Annotated in this window: 12 protein-coding genes, 1 tRNA gene and 1 pseudogene; 8 read left to right on the top strand and 6 right to left on the bottom strand. The window is 55.8% G+C overall.

Annotated elements, in window-relative coordinates:
- Nucleotides 1-9: 9 nt before the first annotated feature.
- From H9I52_RS17260 to H9I52_RS17245, 4 genes are all read left to right on the top strand, one after another.
- Nucleotides 10-1560 (top strand): TolC family protein, encoded by a 1551-nt coding sequence (locus H9I52_RS17260; RefSeq protein WP_187454902.1) that lies wholly within the window; start codon nucleotides 10-12, stop codon nucleotides 1558-1560.
- A 63-nt stretch (nucleotides 1561-1623) separates the two neighbouring features.
- On the top strand, nucleotides 1624-2742 hold the full coding sequence (locus H9I52_RS17255) for an efflux RND transporter periplasmic adaptor subunit (protein ID WP_187454901.1): 1119 nt from the start codon (nucleotides 1624-1626) through the stop codon (nucleotides 2740-2742).
- A 105-nt stretch (nucleotides 2743-2847) separates the two neighbouring features.
- On the top strand, nucleotides 2848-6369 hold the full coding sequence (locus H9I52_RS17250) for an efflux RND transporter permease subunit (RefSeq protein WP_187454900.1): 3522 nt from the start codon (nucleotides 2848-2850) through the stop codon (nucleotides 6367-6369).
- A 132-nt stretch (nucleotides 6370-6501) separates the two neighbouring features.
- Nucleotides 6502-6774 (top strand): acyl carrier protein, encoded by a 273-nt coding sequence (locus H9I52_RS17245; RefSeq protein ID WP_139514954.1) that lies wholly within the window; start codon nucleotides 6502-6504, stop codon nucleotides 6772-6774.
- A gap of 606 nt (nucleotides 6775-7380) precedes the next feature.
- Here H9I52_RS17245 and H9I52_RS23100 read toward each other — a convergent pair.
- Together H9I52_RS23100 and H9I52_RS17235 are read right to left on the bottom strand one after the other, a co-directional pair.
- A pseudogene (locus H9I52_RS23100) lies at nucleotides 7381-7734 on the bottom strand (YkvA family protein); the annotation flags it as partial.
- Between the two features lie 168 nt (nucleotides 7735-7902).
- Nucleotides 7903-8514 carry a C40 family peptidase gene (locus tag H9I52_RS17235; RefSeq protein ID WP_139514953.1) on the bottom strand — a complete coding sequence of 204 codons (612 nt, stop codon included), beginning with the start codon at nucleotides 8512-8514 and terminating at the stop codon, nucleotides 7903-7905.
- Nucleotides 8515-8831: 317 nt separating this feature from the next.
- Between H9I52_RS17235 and H9I52_RS17230 the strand changes: the two genes are divergently transcribed.
- Nucleotides 8832-9206 carry a hypothetical protein gene (locus tag H9I52_RS17230; RefSeq protein WP_139514952.1) on the top strand — a complete coding sequence of 125 codons (375 nt, stop codon included), beginning with the start codon at nucleotides 8832-8834 and terminating at the stop codon, nucleotides 9204-9206.
- A gap of 105 nt (nucleotides 9207-9311) precedes the next feature.
- Here H9I52_RS17230 and H9I52_RS17225 read toward each other — a convergent pair whose 3' ends face one another.
- Together H9I52_RS17225 and H9I52_RS17220 are read right to left on the bottom strand one after the other, a co-directional pair.
- Nucleotides 9312-10046, bottom strand: a complete 735-nt coding sequence (locus H9I52_RS17225) for an SDR family NAD(P)-dependent oxidoreductase (protein WP_187454899.1) — start codon at nucleotides 10044-10046, stop codon at nucleotides 9312-9314.
- Nucleotides 10047-10138: 92 nt separating this feature from the next.
- The gene (locus H9I52_RS17220; RefSeq protein WP_139514950.1) at nucleotides 10139-10939 is read right to left on the bottom strand and encodes an SDR family NAD(P)-dependent oxidoreductase; all 801 of its coding nucleotides are present in this window, start codon (nucleotides 10937-10939) and stop codon (nucleotides 10139-10141) included.
- 203 nt (nucleotides 10940-11142) lie between these two features.
- Between H9I52_RS17220 and H9I52_RS17215 the strand changes: the two genes are divergently transcribed.
- A complete protein-coding gene (locus tag H9I52_RS17215) occupies nucleotides 11143-11922 on the top strand; it encodes a hypothetical protein (protein WP_187454898.1) in 780 nt (259 codons plus the stop codon).
- 131 nt (nucleotides 11923-12053) lie between these two features.
- Here H9I52_RS17215 and H9I52_RS17210 read toward each other — a convergent pair.
- Nucleotides 12054-12126: transfer RNA gene (locus H9I52_RS17210), tRNA-Thr, on the bottom strand.
- Nucleotides 12127-12314: 188 nt separating this feature from the next.
- Here H9I52_RS17210 and H9I52_RS17205 point away from each other — a divergent pair.
- Nucleotides 12315-12779 carry a hypothetical protein gene (locus tag H9I52_RS17205; protein WP_187454897.1) on the top strand — a complete coding sequence of 155 codons (465 nt, stop codon included), beginning with the start codon at nucleotides 12315-12317 and terminating at the stop codon, nucleotides 12777-12779.
- Between the two features lie 15 nt (nucleotides 12780-12794).
- Here H9I52_RS17205 and H9I52_RS17200 read toward each other — a convergent pair whose 3' ends face one another.
- Nucleotides 12795-13448, bottom strand: coding sequence for a hypothetical protein (locus H9I52_RS17200; RefSeq protein WP_187454896.1), 654 nt, complete (start codon nucleotides 13446-13448; stop codon nucleotides 12795-12797).
- Nucleotides 13449-13655: 207 nt separating this feature from the next.
- Between H9I52_RS17200 and H9I52_RS17195 the strand changes: the two genes are divergently transcribed.
- The gene (locus H9I52_RS17195) at nucleotides 13656-14405 is read left to right on the top strand and encodes an FkbM family methyltransferase (protein WP_187454895.1); all 750 of its coding nucleotides are present in this window, start codon (nucleotides 13656-13658) and stop codon (nucleotides 14403-14405) included.
- Nucleotides 14406-14410: the final 5 nt, after the last annotated feature.

The following is a 14410-nucleotide window of genomic DNA, read 5'->3' as shown; positions in this document are numbered from 1 at the left end:
TTGTCGTTTATGAAAAATTCGCTCCGCTTCCTGCTGCTTCTTGGCGTGCTGGGATTTCTAGGTCTGCACCAGTTGCTTGCCCAGACGCCCGCCACCGGTCAGCCGGTGGCAACCGGTGCCCCCATGGCACTGAGCCTCCAACAGGCCATTGACTACGCTCTGCAAAACAAATCGACGCTACAATCCCAGCGTATCAATGAGCAGGTGGCTGAAGCCCGCGTCGGTGAGATTCGGGCCTCGGGCTTGCCGCAATTGAATGTAAATAGCTCAATTACAGACAATTACAAATTGCAGAAGTCGCTGGTCGATTTCGGTGCCTTCACCGGCGGGCCCGGTACGCTCAACGGCGCCACGCTCACGCCCCAGCAGCTGTCCGACGTAAACAGCGGCAAAACGGTGATTTTGTCGCCCGATTATACCAAAGTCGAATCGAGTGGCCCTACGCCGTTGGCGTTTGGCTTGCGCTACCAGGGCAATGCTTCGGCTTCGTTTTCGCAGCAGCTGTTCAACGGCTCGTACCTGATTGGCTTAAAGGCTGCCAAAACCTACGAGCAACTGTCGGTGCGGCAAACCAAGCAGACGGAGATTGACGTAGTGGAGCAGGTTTCGAAAGCCTACTACAGCACATTAGTGGCCGGCGAACGCTTGGAGTTGCTTGCCCGCAACGTGCGCCGGCTCGATACGCTGCTCTACCAGACCCAACAGACTTTCAAACAGGGGTTTGTGGAAAAACTCGACGTGGACCGCTTGCAGGTGCAGGTCAATAACCTCAAAATTGAAGAGCAAAACGCCCGGCGCCTGATCGACCTGAGCGTGGCCTTGCTCAAGTTTCAGATGGGCCTCGACCAGCGCCAGCCCGTGCAACTCACCGACCGCCTCGATGCGGCGTTGGTAGAGGCCGCAAGCGACAAGCTCAAAAGCGCCGGCGACGAGTTCGACTATAGCAAGCGCATAGAGTATTCGGTGCTTGAAACCCAACGCGATCTGGCGGTGCTCGACATCCGCAACCGCAAGGCCGGCTACCTCCCGACCTTAAACTTTGTGGCGAATTACGGCTTTATTGGTTCGGACCCCCGGCTCGGCGGCCTGTTGGAGTTTCGTGGTCCTAACTCAACGTATCAGTCGCCCAGCGGCCGGTCTATTCTCAACGAAAACTGGTTTGGCTTCGGCAACTACGGCTTGCAACTCCAGATTCCGGTGTTCGATGGCTTCCGCAAGAAGTACTCGATTCAGCAGGGAAAACTCGCGCTCGAACAAGCAAACAAAGGTTTTACCACGCTTCAGCAAAGCATTGACCTCCAGCGCCGCCAGGGCGAAACCAGCTTGCAAAACTCGCTGGACATCTTGGCCAACCAGAAAGCTAACCTCGACCTTGCCACCAACGTGGCCCGCGTAGCCAAAATCAAATTTCAGGAGGGCGTAGGCTCCAACCTCGAAGTGATTACTGCTGAGACGGATTTGCGCCAAGCGCAAACTAATTATTACTCAGCTATTTATGACGCACTGGTGGCAAAAGTCGATTTCGACAAAGCGGCCGGCACTCTCTACACTTCCAAGTAATAAGTGGCACGCGCCCCCTTTCTTATGTACCGTTCTTCCTTAAAAGCGAACAGCTTTTTCCCCATGAAATACACTACTTCCGCGGCTCTGTTGGCATTGTCTCTCTTGGCTGCTTGCGGTCAGAAAGACCCGGCCGCCGAACTTGCCAACCTGAAAAAGGAGCAGGCTGCTAACCAAGCCAAAATAGCCGAGTTGGAAGCCAAAACGGGTACGAAAACCGCGGCGGCCGCTCCGAACGCCGTAAACGTATCGGTGATCAAGGTGCAGCCCGAAACCTTTAAGAGCTACCTCGAAGTGCAGGGCCGCGTCGATTTCGACCAGTCGGCCAACGTAGCGGCCCGCGCTGCCGGTACGCTCACCAGCATCCGGGTGCAGCGCGGCGACCGCGTCGGCAAAGGCCAGGTGCTGGCTACCATCGATGCCTCTATTCTGGATGCCAGCATTGCGGAGCTGCGCACGCGCATGGACTTGGCGCGCGTCGTCTATGAAAAGCAGAGCCGCCTCTGGAAGCAGCAGATTGGCACCGAAATTCAGTACCTGCAAGCCAAGAATAACTACGAAGCCCTGCAACGTAACCTCGCCACGCTCAACCAACAGCGCAGCATGTACAACGTGGTAGCTCCCTTCGGCGGCACCGTCGACGATGTGCTGCCCAAGCTCGGCGAAGCCGTGTCGCCGGGCACGCCGGTAGCCCGTGTGGTAAGCGGCAGCGGCGGCAAGATTCTGGCCGACGTATCGGAAGCGTATGCCAACCGCATCAAAGCGGGCGATAAAGCCCTGGTGACCATCCCGGACTTGGGGGCGCAGGAAGTGCCTTCGACGGTGCGGGTAGTAGGCCGCACGATCAACCAAACCAGTCGCACGTTCACCGTGGAAATACGCGTGAACAGCAAAGAAGCCGCGCAGCTGCGCCCCAACATGGTGGCTACGGTGCGCATTGAGAACTACGACCGCCCGAACGCGACCGTTTTACCCGTTGATCTGGTGCAGAAAGACGAGCAGAACAGTTATGTGTACGTGGTGGAGCAGAAGGGCGATCGGAAGGTGGCCACCAAGCGCATTATCCAGACCGGGGCTACTTACAACGGGAAAGTAGAGGTAACGCAGGGATTGAAACTGGATGATCAGGTGATTTCAGCTGGTTATCAGAATGTTAATGAAGGGCAGGTCGTATCGCTGTAAAGCGACTGGCTGGGCTGCTTGCCTAAGCCCTTCGAGCGATTTCAACCTGATGATTGTGGACTAAATAACGGGCGGCGGTGAGCCGTTCCTACGACCCAAATCAGCATGCAAGACATAGAAAAAGAATTCAAGCCGACCAGCTGGTCGATTGATAACAAGACCAGCATATATATTATTACGCTGCTGTTGTGCGTGTCGGGGATATTTGCCTACATCAAGCTGGGCAAAGAGAAATTCCCGGATATCGTTATCCCGCGTATTATCGTGGCTACGGTGTATCCGGGCACGTCGCCGACCGACATCGAAAACTTGGTGACCCGCCAGCTTGAAAAAGAGATCAAGTCGGTGAACGGAGTGAAGAAAATCAACTCCACTTCCAACCAAGACTACTGCATCGTGGACGTGGAGTTTGACTCGGGCGTCGACGTGCAGTATGCCAAGCAGCTCATTAAGGATGCCGTAGACAAAGCCGGCAACGAGCTGCCCAACGACTTGCCCACGCCGCCTACCGTGCAGGAAGTAAACCTGTCGGAGATGCCGATCATGAACATCAACTTGGCTGGTAATCTGCCGATTACCCAGCTGAAGAAGTTCGCCGACGACTTCCAGGACAAGATTGAAGCCCTGCCCGAAATCACCCGCGTCGATATCATTGGGGCCTTGGAGCAGCAAGTAAACGTGGACGTGGACCTGAACAAGCTACGGGCTTCGCGCCTGGGCTTCTCGGATATCGAGCGCGCCATCCAGAGCGAGAACATCACCGTTTCGGGTGGCTCCATTGACGTAGGTGACCAAAAACGCGCCGTGCGCGTGGCCGGCCAGTATGTGCGGGCTGCCGACATCGCTGATATTCAGGTGAAAAACCTCAACGGCTCGGCCGTGCGCCTCGGCGACATTGCCACCGTGGAAGATGCCTTTAAGGACCGCGAATCGTACGCTCGCCTCGACGGCAAGCAGGCCATCACCCTGAACGTAATTAAGCGCCAGGGCGAAAACCTGATCGACGCTTCCGATAAGATTCAGCAAATCATCAAAGACTCGAAGCAGACCCTGCCGAAGGAGTTGACCATCACCGTGACCGGCGACACCTCCAACGACACGCGCGTAACGCTCCACGACCTGATCAACACGATCATCATCGGCTTCATCCTCGTGACGCTGATCCTGATGTTCTTCATGGGCACCACCAACGCGCTGTTCGTGGGCTTGTCCGTGCCGATCTCGATGTTCCTGGCTTTCCTGATGTTGCCGGTGCTAGATTTCTCGCTGAACATGATTGTACTGTTCGCCTTCCTGCTCGCCTTGGGCATTGTGGTCGACGACGCCATTGTGGTCATCGAAAACACCCACCGCTTGCTGCACGAGCATCCCAACCTGACAACGGCGCAAGCCGCTAAGTACGCGGCGGGTGAAGTATTCGTGCCGGTATTGGCCGGTACCCTGACGACGGTTGCGCCCTTCGTGCCGCTGCTGTTCTGGCCGGGCATCGTGGGTAGCTTTATGTTCTATCTACCTGTAACACTGATAGTTACTCTTATGGCCTCGCTGCTGGTGGCGTTCATCATGAATCCGGTGTTTGCCGTGTCGTTCATGCAGCGCGAAGACCATCACAGTGGCGAGAAGCCCAAAGTGACGCGTAACCTGCTGATCTGGACGGCAGCATTGGTTGGGTTGGGCGTACTGTTCAATCTAATTGGTATGAATGGTTCTGCAGGAGCCAGCGTGGCTGTAGCGCCTGGCGTCTCAGCTGGGGTTAGTACTGAATCTCCAGGGTTCTTCAAAGAGCACGGTCACTTCATTGGTAACCTACTGCTATTTATAGCAGCCTTTATCTGGTTGAACATATTTGTATTTAACAAAGGTATCGCCAGCTTCCAGACCAAGCTGTTGCCGCGCTTCCAGAACGGCTACGCGCGCTTGGTCAACTGGGCCATCAGCAACCCGGTGTTGGTGATGCTGAGCATGGTGGTGCTGTTTGTGGTGTCCATCTTCGCCGTAGTGGCCCGTCAGCCAAAGGTTGATTTCTTCCCGAAAGGCGATCCGAAGTTCATCTATACCTACCTGAAAATGCCTGTGGGCACGCGGGTAGAAGTAACCGATTCGGTAGCACGCGAATTGGAAAAGCGCGTCTACAACGTGGTCGGCCGCAACAACCACGACGTGGAATCGGTGATCAGCAACGTGGCCATCGGCGCTTCCGACCCCAGCGAAGCTTCGGCTTCGGGTACGTCGCAGTCGAACTTGGCAAAAGTGGCCGTGGCGTTCAAAGAAACCAGTGAGCGCACCGGTCCGGCTACCAGCACCTACCTAGACAAGATTCGGGAAGCCGTAAAAGGTATCCCCGGCGCCGAGATTTCGGTTGACCAAGAGGCCAGCGGTCCGCCCACGGGCAAAGAGATTGCCATTGAGGTGGTTGGTGACGATTACCAGCAGTTGGCGAAACTCTCGAAGAAAGTAGAGCGCTACGTCGACTCGCTGAAAATCGGCGGCATCGAAGACCTGCGCTCGAATCTGGAAGACCGTAACCCCGAAATTGCGGTCAACATCGACCGGACGCGGGCCAACCGCGAAGGACTCAGCACCGGCCAAATTGGCTTAGAAGTGCGCACGGCCATCTACGGCTACGAAGCCAGCAAATTCAAGACGGCCGACGACGATTATCCAATTCAGGTGCGCTACGCCAAACCGTATCGCGATGATATCGACGCCATTCTGAATTCGCCCTTGACCTTCCGCGACGCCACCGGCGCCATTCGTCAGGTACCGATCTCGTCGGTCGCCAGCGTAAACTACGGCACGACTTACGGCGGCATTAAGCGCAAAGACGTGAAGCGCGTGATCACGATTTCGTCGAATGTGTTGACCGGTTTCACCGGTCCCGATGTGGTTCGCCAGATCGAGACGGCGCTGAAAGCGTACCCCACACCGCCCGGCTATAGCATCCGGATGGGGGGCGCCCAGGAAGACCAGCAGGAAACCAGCTCCTTCCTCGGCGTAGCTGCTCTGGGGGCCATTGCCCTGATTTTCTTGGTGCTCGTGACCCAGTTTAACTCCGTGAGCAAGCCGCTCATCATCCTCACCGAAATCATCTTCTCGGTTATTGGGGTGCTGTTGGGCTTGGCCATTACGGGCATGAACGTCAGCATCGTGATGACCGGTGTGGGGATCATTGCGCTGGCAGGTATCGTGGTGAAAAACGGTATTCTGCTCGTCGAATTCACCGACATGCTTCGTTCACAGGGCATGCCGCTGAAAGAGGCCATCGTGATGGCCGGCCGCACGCGTCTGAACCCGGTAATCCTGACGGCTACGGCTGCCACGCTGGGTCTGATTCCGCTGGCCATTGGCCTGAACATCGACTTCTACGAGCTGTTCAACTCGTTTGAGCCGCACTTCTTCATCGGGGGCGAATCGGTAACGTTCTGGGGCCCGCTGGCCTGGACCATCATCTTCGGCTTGGTGTTCGCCACCATGATTACGCTGCTGGTAGTGCCCGTGATGTACCTGCTCAACGAGCGCATCCGTGAGAAAATCACCGGCCGCCGCGCCGACGATACAACCGATGAAGCCATTGCCGACGCTGAAGAAGTAGAAGCTGCGCAGCCGCCGATTTTGGCCGAATACTAATGAATACTGAAGTGCTGGCTGTCTTTTGGGTAATTACAAGGCTTTGATAGCCAAGTTATTAACAAAAGACAGCTAGCGCCCAGCGATTTTCGATTGCTTACCCTTCCTTATCCGTTCAACGTCGTTACCCTTATGATCACCTCAACGACCTCCGCCCCCAAATCCATCGAGCAGCAAGTGTTGCGCATCATCAGCAAGCGCAAGGCTATTAAGCCCCGTCGCCTGCGTATCGGAAGCAGCCTGAGCCGCGAGCTGGGCTTCGACACCGTCGACGTGGTGGATATTATTCTGGAACTGGAGCGCAGCTTTCACATCACCATTCCCGATGAGGTGCCGTTGGCTACCGTCGGCGATTTCGTGACGTACGTGGCTACGCACACGCCCGAAGCCGAACGTGCCGCTTAACCCCAAACGGTTGTGAGACCCTGGTTCAGCAATAAGGCCTCACAACTGTTTGCGTTTTCAGCCTCGCGGTTCTCTGGCATGCACGGCAGAATAGGCCAATAAAAAAGCCCGTTCCTCATGAGGAACGGGCTTTTTTGTAATTAATTGATTATGAGATAATTATCTCACATTGCCACCCGTGTCATTAGGCCCGTTGTTGGGGGTACGGCTGCCATCAGTATTGTAGGCGGCGTCCGAGTGAATCTTTGCATTGGGGTTAGGATCCGGGTCGGTGGGGCCGGTCAGGCTGGGGTTGGGATTGCTGCTGTCGGGGGACGAAATGCCAGAATCGGTATTGGAAACCGAGCTGGAAGCGGGCTTCAGATCTTCGGTGCCGTGTTTCTTAGTCGATTCCTTGGTTTCCTCGAAGTGTTCAACCGCGCCCACTCTTTCGCCTTTGGGCTTGGGGCCGGAACCGGTGCTCGTGCCATCGCTGGAAGTGTGCAGCGTCGAGGCCGAACCGGGGCGAATATCGCTGGCCTTCGGGTCGCTCACGACCACAGGGCGGGTCGCTTCCCACTCCGCAAACTTGTCCAGTTCGCCCGTCAGCGTCGACGTAAACCAGGCTACCAGCGCTACGTCATCCAAGAGGCCCAGCACCGGAATAAAATCCGGGATCAGGTCAATCGGGCTCAGGAAGTAGATGATAACGGCTACCGCTGCCACAATGGTGGTAGTCGGCAAGCCCGTGTATTCGCCTGATGCCGAGGCTTTTACCAAGCGTAGCAACAGTTGCAGGCTTTCCCAAGCTTCGTGCGCAATGGTGCCGATGTCTTTTTTGTCGCTGGCCTTTTGGTAGGCGTCGTTGAGCAGCGTCTTGATGCGGGAAGGCTTTTTGAGGTATTCTTCAGCCTTTCCAAGGAATTTCTTGAAGAGGGGGGAGGAAGCAATGTGCTCCCCGTTGGGATTTTTGGCGTCCATAGGAGTAAAATGAAAAGGGGAGAGACGCTGTGGCCGCAGGCGGCTTCGGCGGTTGCCTCTCTATACTGTTTCAGCCCAAAATGGTTTTGCGGGCTTTGCGTCGGCAAATGGATACAAAAAAAGCCTCGTTCGGAAGAACGAGGCTTGAAAACTGATCATCGGCGACCGCTATTCGGTTTCAACGCGGCCGGCTGCGTAGAAGTTGCGGTGGTAATAAGCCTGGTTAAGGGAGCTAACCATCACGCCGCCGTTGCAGGCCGAGTGCGCGAACTTGCCGTCTTTCAGATAGATGCCAACGTGGTAGATGGGCTGGCCCGGACCGCGACGAAAAAACACTAGGTCGCCAGTCTTTACTTCGTCCTTCGCGACGCGCTGCACGTTCTGAAACATGGAGCGCGAGCTGCGCTGAAGGGTAATGCCGTATACTTCTTTGAAGACGCGGGTCACGAAGCCAGAGCAGTCGGTGCCCTTTTTGGAGTTGCTGCCGTAGCGGTAAGGAGTTCCGAGCCAGTCGGTTACGGTACGCAGCAAGTCCTTATTCTCGGTATAGGCCAGATTCAGGCCTAGAGTTTGGGAGTAGTAATGATACGCCAGCGAGTCGCGGTAGGAGGCTGAAGCGGCTAGGTGTTCTTTGCCGCCGCTGAAATCAGGAAGCAGCGAGGCTTCGGCAATAATGGGGGCGTTGGTGCGGTTGCGTAGGTGAGAATCGGGGCTTCTTTCAAAGAAAAAGGAAAGGGCCATGGAGGCAGCGGCGAGGCAATACAGGAGGCTGTTTTTCATTGTCCGTCGTAGGGTGGCAAAAGGCGGATTCCGAAAACTTTCGGAAGGCCGTCGGGTCGTTTTGCTTCGAGTAATTCGAGTCCCTGAAGTGGTGATAAAGTGTGGGCAAAATGCGTTTTACAAATGGCCGTAGAAGCGGGAATTCTTCTTGCGCCATTAGTTAAAGCTAAGTCATAAAAAATCTGCGGTCCAAGTTTTGGCCCGGATTTTACACGATTTTCTTTGCTGAGTTCAATAAAATGGCAAATAATTCTTGAGATAATATAAAACTGTCCAGTTGTACACCGCGTATATTTCCCCTTCGTTTTCAGTTGTTTATGGAGCTCCCGCGCATCATCGAAAATTCGCCTTTTGCCCGCGTTGCTCGCCTCAAATTGGGGAGCGGCAGCGTGGCCATGGTATTGGGCAATAGCATCCACCTGAGCGGCGCTACGCGCGAAGAGTTTTTGCGCGATCCGCACTGGGTGGCGCACGAGATGTGCCACATCCGCCAGTTTCGCGAGCACGGCTATTGGGGGTTCCTGTGGAAGTACCTGCTGGGCTGGGTGCGGCACGGCTACTACAACATTCCTTTCGAAGCCGAAGCCCGCCAAGCCGGCGAGTGCGAAGCGCACCTGTATGCCGGCGGCTTGCCACTGCCGGCTCCCGAAGAACGCCACAAGGGCGTTGGCCCCAAACGGAAAAAGGGATAGCGCCGAACTTGCAGTCCGTGCTACCCTACACAAAACAAGCGGGGGCGACTATCACATAGATAGTCGCCCCCGCTTGTTTTGTGTAATCAATTGATAATAAAGGATTTATAAAGCGTCGAGACGGCCGCCGTCTACGACGAGCGTGGTGCCGTTGATGAACTTGGCTTCGTCGGAAGCCAAGAAGCAAATAGCGGCTGCTAAATCTTCGGGGGTGCCGACTTGCCCGGTTACTTTCTCGGCGCCGCTTTTTACGTTGGGGTTGTCCCAAAGCATGGGCGTATCGACGGCTCCGGGCGCTACGGCGTTGATGCGTGCTTTGGAATGCGGTATTTCCTGGCTCAGACCGCGCACAAAAGCTTCCATCGCGCCTTTGCTGGCTGCGTAGGGAACGACATTGGCAGTGGTTTCGTGGGCGTGCACCGAGCTGACGGCCACAATGCGGCCGTCCTGCATGTGCGGTAAACACAGCTGACAGAGCCGGAACAGGGCCCGAATGTTCACATTCATCAGCTTATCCCAATCCTTAGGGTCCAAGTCGACTATGGGTTTGAACGTCATCATGGCGGCGTCGTTGATGAGCACATCGATGCGCTGCCACTTGTCGAGGGTTTGTTGCACGGCTGCCGCAAGCTGGGCATCGTCGGCCAAGTCGGTGTCCAGAAAGATGGCCTCGCCGCCAGCCGCCTCAATGGCAGCTAGCACTTCTTGGCCCTCCTGCTCGTTGCGGCCGAGCACCGCCACCCGGCCGCCTTCCTGCGCCAGCCGGATGGCCGTTGCGCGCCCAATGCCGGACGTGGCGCCGGTAACCAGGCATATTTTGTCTTGAAAACGCTTTTCCATGGGGTCGGTACTTGCTGCTGAGTAGGGTAAAAAACTGCCGCCCTCTGTTTCAAGCAGAAGGCGGCAGCCGAAGTAAAATCTAGAAAGACAGCTTATTGTTTAGCTGCCGGCTCAAATTGCTTTTTGCTCATGGCCGCCAGCCATTTGTCGGGCACTACGTTGGTGATGGTCGCCATTACCTTGTTGTTGACGCCTGAAATCACGCGCGGCTCGCCGCTCATCAGGGCTTCATAGCCATCTTTAGCTACATCTTTCGGGTCGGCTTTCTTGCTCTGGCCTTCTTTGGTGTCTTCGGCGTGGGCCGTCACGAAAAACTCGGTTTCGGTGGCGCCGGGGCACAATGCCGTGATGGTCACGCCTGAGTCTTGCAGCTCGGCCGTGATGGCTTCCGTAAACGACAATACAAACGCTTTGGTGGCGCCGTACACCGCCAAGTTGGCGTTGGGTTGAAACGAAGCCAGCGACGCCAGTTGCAGAATGCGGCCCTTGTTGCGCTGCTTCATGTCGCGCCCAAACAGGAACGTGAGCTCCATCAAGGCCGTGATGTTGGTGTTGATCATGGCCACGTGCCGGTTGATGTCGGCATCTAGGAACGGACCGGCGAGACCGAAGCCTGCGTCGTTAACCAAGATATCGACTTGCAGGCCTTTGTTTTTCACTTCGTCGTACACACGTTGGGCCGCGCCGGGTTGGCTGAGATCCTGCGTGATAAGCGTGGGCTGAATGTGATGGACGCTCTGCAAATGATCGGCAAAGCCTTGCAAGCCGCCGGGGTTCTGATCGACCAGAATGAGCTGGTATTGGTCTTTGGCGAGCAAATGCGCGAGCTCTTGGCCAATGCCGCTGGCGGCCCCGGTTACGAGAGCCACGGAGAGATTGGGATCCTTAGCCATAGTTTGAAAGAATGATTGAGGTGGTAGTTGATAAAGGACAATCCTTCAGGTACTGGCCAACAACCCAGAAGGTTGCCCGGCCCAAGCGTAACGAAAAGTATTGGCCCATTTGCAACCCCATGACCCCGAATTACGAATAGACTGCTATGCGATCTTGCAAAAGGCGCACTTAGTCTTTCCTAATTACATAACCACCCCGTATCATGGAAAACAACCAGAATTCGTCCGCTAACAAACCCAATTCGTCGGGTGCCGGCGCTAGCAAATCATCTTCGGCTGCACAGCCACAAGGTTCTTCCGCTTCCAATCAGAGCAACCAAAACCAGGATGCTGCCATGGGCTCGGCCTCAACCGCCTCCAGCAGCAGAACGAGCAGCTCAGACGCCAATGCCTCTTCGGGTATGGGCTCGTCTTCTTCGGGCTCGGGGAATATGGGCGCTTCCAGAGGTGACAGCCGCCAGAACCAAAATCAGGAGTCGCAAGGCGGCATCAAGTCGTTGCTGGAGAACGTTAATCTCAGCCAGGTAAAAGACTGGAGCAACAAAGCCGTAGAGCAGGTTAACAACATGAGCAGCAGCCAGAAGTGGCTGGCCGTCGGAGCCGCCGCCTTAGTTGGTAGCGGTGTATTCTTGGCGCTACGCTCGAAAGGTGAAAAATCAGAATCGAAGCACGACAAATCGTGGGGCAACAAGCGCGGCTCTTCCGGCGATAGCTACCGCGGCAGCAACTACGGTTCTGACAGCGGCTACGGCTCTGACTCGTCTAACTCGGGTTACCGTGGCGGCTCCAGCTCTAGCTCGAAGTACAGCTCCGGCTCCTCTAGTTCGGGCTACGGCTCCGATCTAAACTCGGGCTACACCTCCGGTTCCGGCAACCAAAGCCAGCGCCGCGATCAAGGCCCATCGGCTAGCCAGCAAGGTTATCGGAGCAGCGGCAGCTCGGCCTCAAACATGGCCGATGACTCTTATGACAACGGTTTGTAATCGATTGATTAATAAGTAGTTGTAAAAAAGGCCAGATTCTTAGGAATCTGGCCTTTTTTGTGATCGTTTGCGGCAGGCAAACAACAAAAAGCCCCGTAGATCAATACCTGACTACGGGGCTTCGTGCAAAGAGCCTTCTACGGGACTCGAACCTGCGACCTGCTCATTACGAATGAGCTGCTCTACCAACTGAGCTAAGAAGGCGTTTCCGCAGTGGCAGCGCCACTGGGGAGGGCAAAGATAGGCAGGCCCACAGAAATGTCACAAGTGGGAGCCGCATTTTTTTGCAGCCGGGCCGGGTGCCGACACCCGTATAACCTACACGCTTGGGCGGCCGTTGTAACGCATATCTACTCACGTATGCGGGGCGCCGCGTTTTACTTTTGAGGGTTATGGCAAAATCTGGCAAATCTTCGGCATTACCACAGGCTTTGGGCAGCGGACTGGCCGGAGCCGTCGTGTTGAACGTGGTGCACGAAACCGTCCGCCGTATTCGGCGCGACGATGCCCCGCGCATGGATTTGTTTGGCGAGCGCGGCCTGCGCAAGCTCTTCGACAAAGCCGGTGTTGCCGCTCCCAACCACAAAACATTGTATTACATGACGTTGGCCGGCGATTTGCTCAGCAACGGTTTGTATTACAGCTTCATCGGCCGGGGTAAGAACGCTTGGCGGCGAGGTGCTCTGCTGGGGCTGGCCGCGGGCGTGGGTGGCGTGTTGTTGCCCGGTCCGATGGGCTTAGGCAAAGCGCCTAGCAACCGCACGCCCCAAACGAAAGCCATGACTGTAGCGTGGTACTTATTAGGCGGTCTGGCCGCGGCAGGCGCGTCGCGGCTCTGGAGTAAGGCTCGTAAGTAAACGCCTGTGCGGTAGCTACTTACCAGTGTTAGTCGTTTGGGCTAGTTGCCATGTGTTGTAGCGCCGCACGATGGCTTGCAAGTCGCGGCGGCGGTAGCGGCCGGCGTGCAGATCGGACTTCAGAGCCGGGTAATCAGCAAAATATTCTGCTACCTCTTGAGGAAATTTCCAAGCTCGGGTTTCCACAAAGCCAGCCTGCCCCGCTCGCCAAACCAGCACAGAATGATCGACCCGGCCCAGATAGGACGCTGGCGGCGCCTGGTACCGGTAATTGGTGACGTATTGCGATTGGGAAATGCCGCTGTAATAAACAGGAAAATAGTAATCCAGAAGTTGCACCGGACCGGCACAGAGTTGCCGCAGGAAAAGCCGACTGGTCTTGCCATGCTCGGTTTTGGCAGTGGCAACTGTGGAGACGTAGCGAACAGTGTCTTTTTTGGTGATGTAGCCGTACCCCATCAGTTGGCTGCCGTCAAATCGGGTGTAGCCTTGGCCATTGAGCGCAATGAATTCTACTTCGTGTTGTTGCTTCACCGGGTCCTGGATGCGGATGGCGCCGTGAATCACTTCGTTATGGTTCGTAATGATATACCCCGGCACCGCCAATTGGGCGTAGGCAAAACTGCATTGCAGCCCGGCGATGAAAATCAGATACCACGATTTCAACATCCTGATAGTAGTAAAAGAGTATAACAATAGCAGGATATAATATCCATAAATTTGGGCGAAAAGGCAACGGAAACGGCTGCTTATTTGGTAGCAAAGCAGCTGGCCGGCGTACAAGTCCAGTAGGCGGCATATGCTCTTGCATCCTCAGGCTTTCCGAGCACGGGTATAACAGGCATTTGCTGCCTTTCCGGCATCTTTGCGCCCGTAATGAAAGAACTCCGCAAACTCCTCGTCCGGGCGCTTGGCTTCGAGCGCTACATCCGTTTGGTTAGTCGTGTGTATTTGCGACTGGTGGGCGCTGGCTGGGGCAAAGAGAAATATCCGGAATTATTCTTTTTGCAAAAGATTGTAAGTCAAGGGTTTACCTGTATTGATATTGGGGCTAACCTGGGGTATTACTCCGTGGCCTTGTCAAAGCTGGTGGGGCCAAAAGGGAAAGTACTGGCCGTAGAGCCCATTCCGCTGTTTCAGCAAATCTGGCGCGACAACGTGCGCTTGAGTGGGTACGACAATCTCACGTTGCTGCCTTACGCGCTAGGCGGCCAAAACACCACCGTGCAAATGGGCACGCCTGAGCGCGACGGCCTGCTGCACCACGGCATGACCAAAGTAGCCGCCAGCAACACGGCCGAAAAGTATGCCCGCACCTACGACGTGCCCATGCGCCAACCCGACGAGCTCTTCGCCGACCTCACTCGCCTCAACTTCGTGAAGTGCGATGTAGAAGGCTTTGAATACGAGGTGTTTCGCCATATGCAGGGCACGCTGCGCCGCTTCCGGCCGCTAATCCAAACCGAGCTAAACGGCCTCGAAAACCGCCAGGCCGTGGTAGCGCTACTAGATTCGCTGGGCTACAAACCATTTCAGTTGTCTGCGCGTTTGGAACTTGTGCCCTGCACGGCGGCCGAGCTGGCCAGCCCTGCTACCGCCGATTTTTACTTTCAACCCAATTCTTAATCCCG

Origin of the sequence: Hymenobacter sp. BT491 (assembly GCF_014349165.1) — a bacterium.
GTDB lineage: Bacteria > Bacteroidota > Bacteroidia > Cytophagales > Hymenobacteraceae > Hymenobacter > Hymenobacter jejuensis.
The sequence above is the reverse complement of the archived record's forward strand: the minus strand, read 5'-3'. Positions and strand labels throughout refer to the sequence as shown.

Bases quoted from the DNA above. Each gene is read 5' to 3' on its own strand.
- H9I52_RS17255 (WP_187454901.1), top strand. From the start codon at position 1,624: ATGAAATACACTACTTCCGCGGCTCTGTTGGCATTGTCTCTCTTGGCT.
- H9I52_RS17215 (WP_187454898.1), top strand. From the start codon at position 11,143: ATGGAAAACAACCAGAATTCGTCCGCTAACAAACCCAATTCGTCGGGT.
- H9I52_RS17230 (WP_139514952.1), top strand. From the start codon at position 8,832: ATGGAGCTCCCGCGCATCATCGAAAATTCGCCTTTTGCCCGCGTTGCT.
- H9I52_RS17205 (WP_187454897.1), top strand. From the start codon at position 12,315: ATGGCAAAATCTGGCAAATCTTCGGCATTACCACAGGCTTTGGGCAGC.
- H9I52_RS17225 (WP_187454899.1), bottom strand. From the start codon at position 10,046: ATGGAAAAGCGTTTTCAAGACAAAATATGCCTGGTTACCGGCGCCACG.
- H9I52_RS17250 (WP_187454900.1), top strand. From the start codon at position 2,848: ATGCAAGACATAGAAAAAGAATTCAAGCCGACCAGCTGGTCGATTGAT.
- H9I52_RS17195 (WP_187454895.1), top strand. From the start codon at position 13,656: ATGAAAGAACTCCGCAAACTCCTCGTCCGGGCGCTTGGCTTCGAGCGC.
- H9I52_RS17245 (WP_139514954.1), top strand. From the start codon at position 6,502: ATGATCACCTCAACGACCTCCGCCCCCAAATCCATCGAGCAGCAAGTG.
- H9I52_RS17260 (WP_187454902.1), top strand. From the start codon at position 10: ATGAAAAATTCGCTCCGCTTCCTGCTGCTTCTTGGCGTGCTGGGATTT.
- H9I52_RS17220 (WP_139514950.1), bottom strand. From the start codon at position 10,939: ATGGCTAAGGATCCCAATCTCTCCGTGGCTCTCGTAACCGGGGCCGCC.
- H9I52_RS17235 (WP_139514953.1), bottom strand. From the start codon at position 8,514: ATGAAAAACAGCCTCCTGTATTGCCTCGCCGCTGCCTCCATGGCCCTT.
- H9I52_RS17200 (WP_187454896.1), bottom strand. From the start codon at position 13,448: ATGTTGAAATCGTGGTATCTGATTTTCATCGCCGGGCTGCAATGCAGT.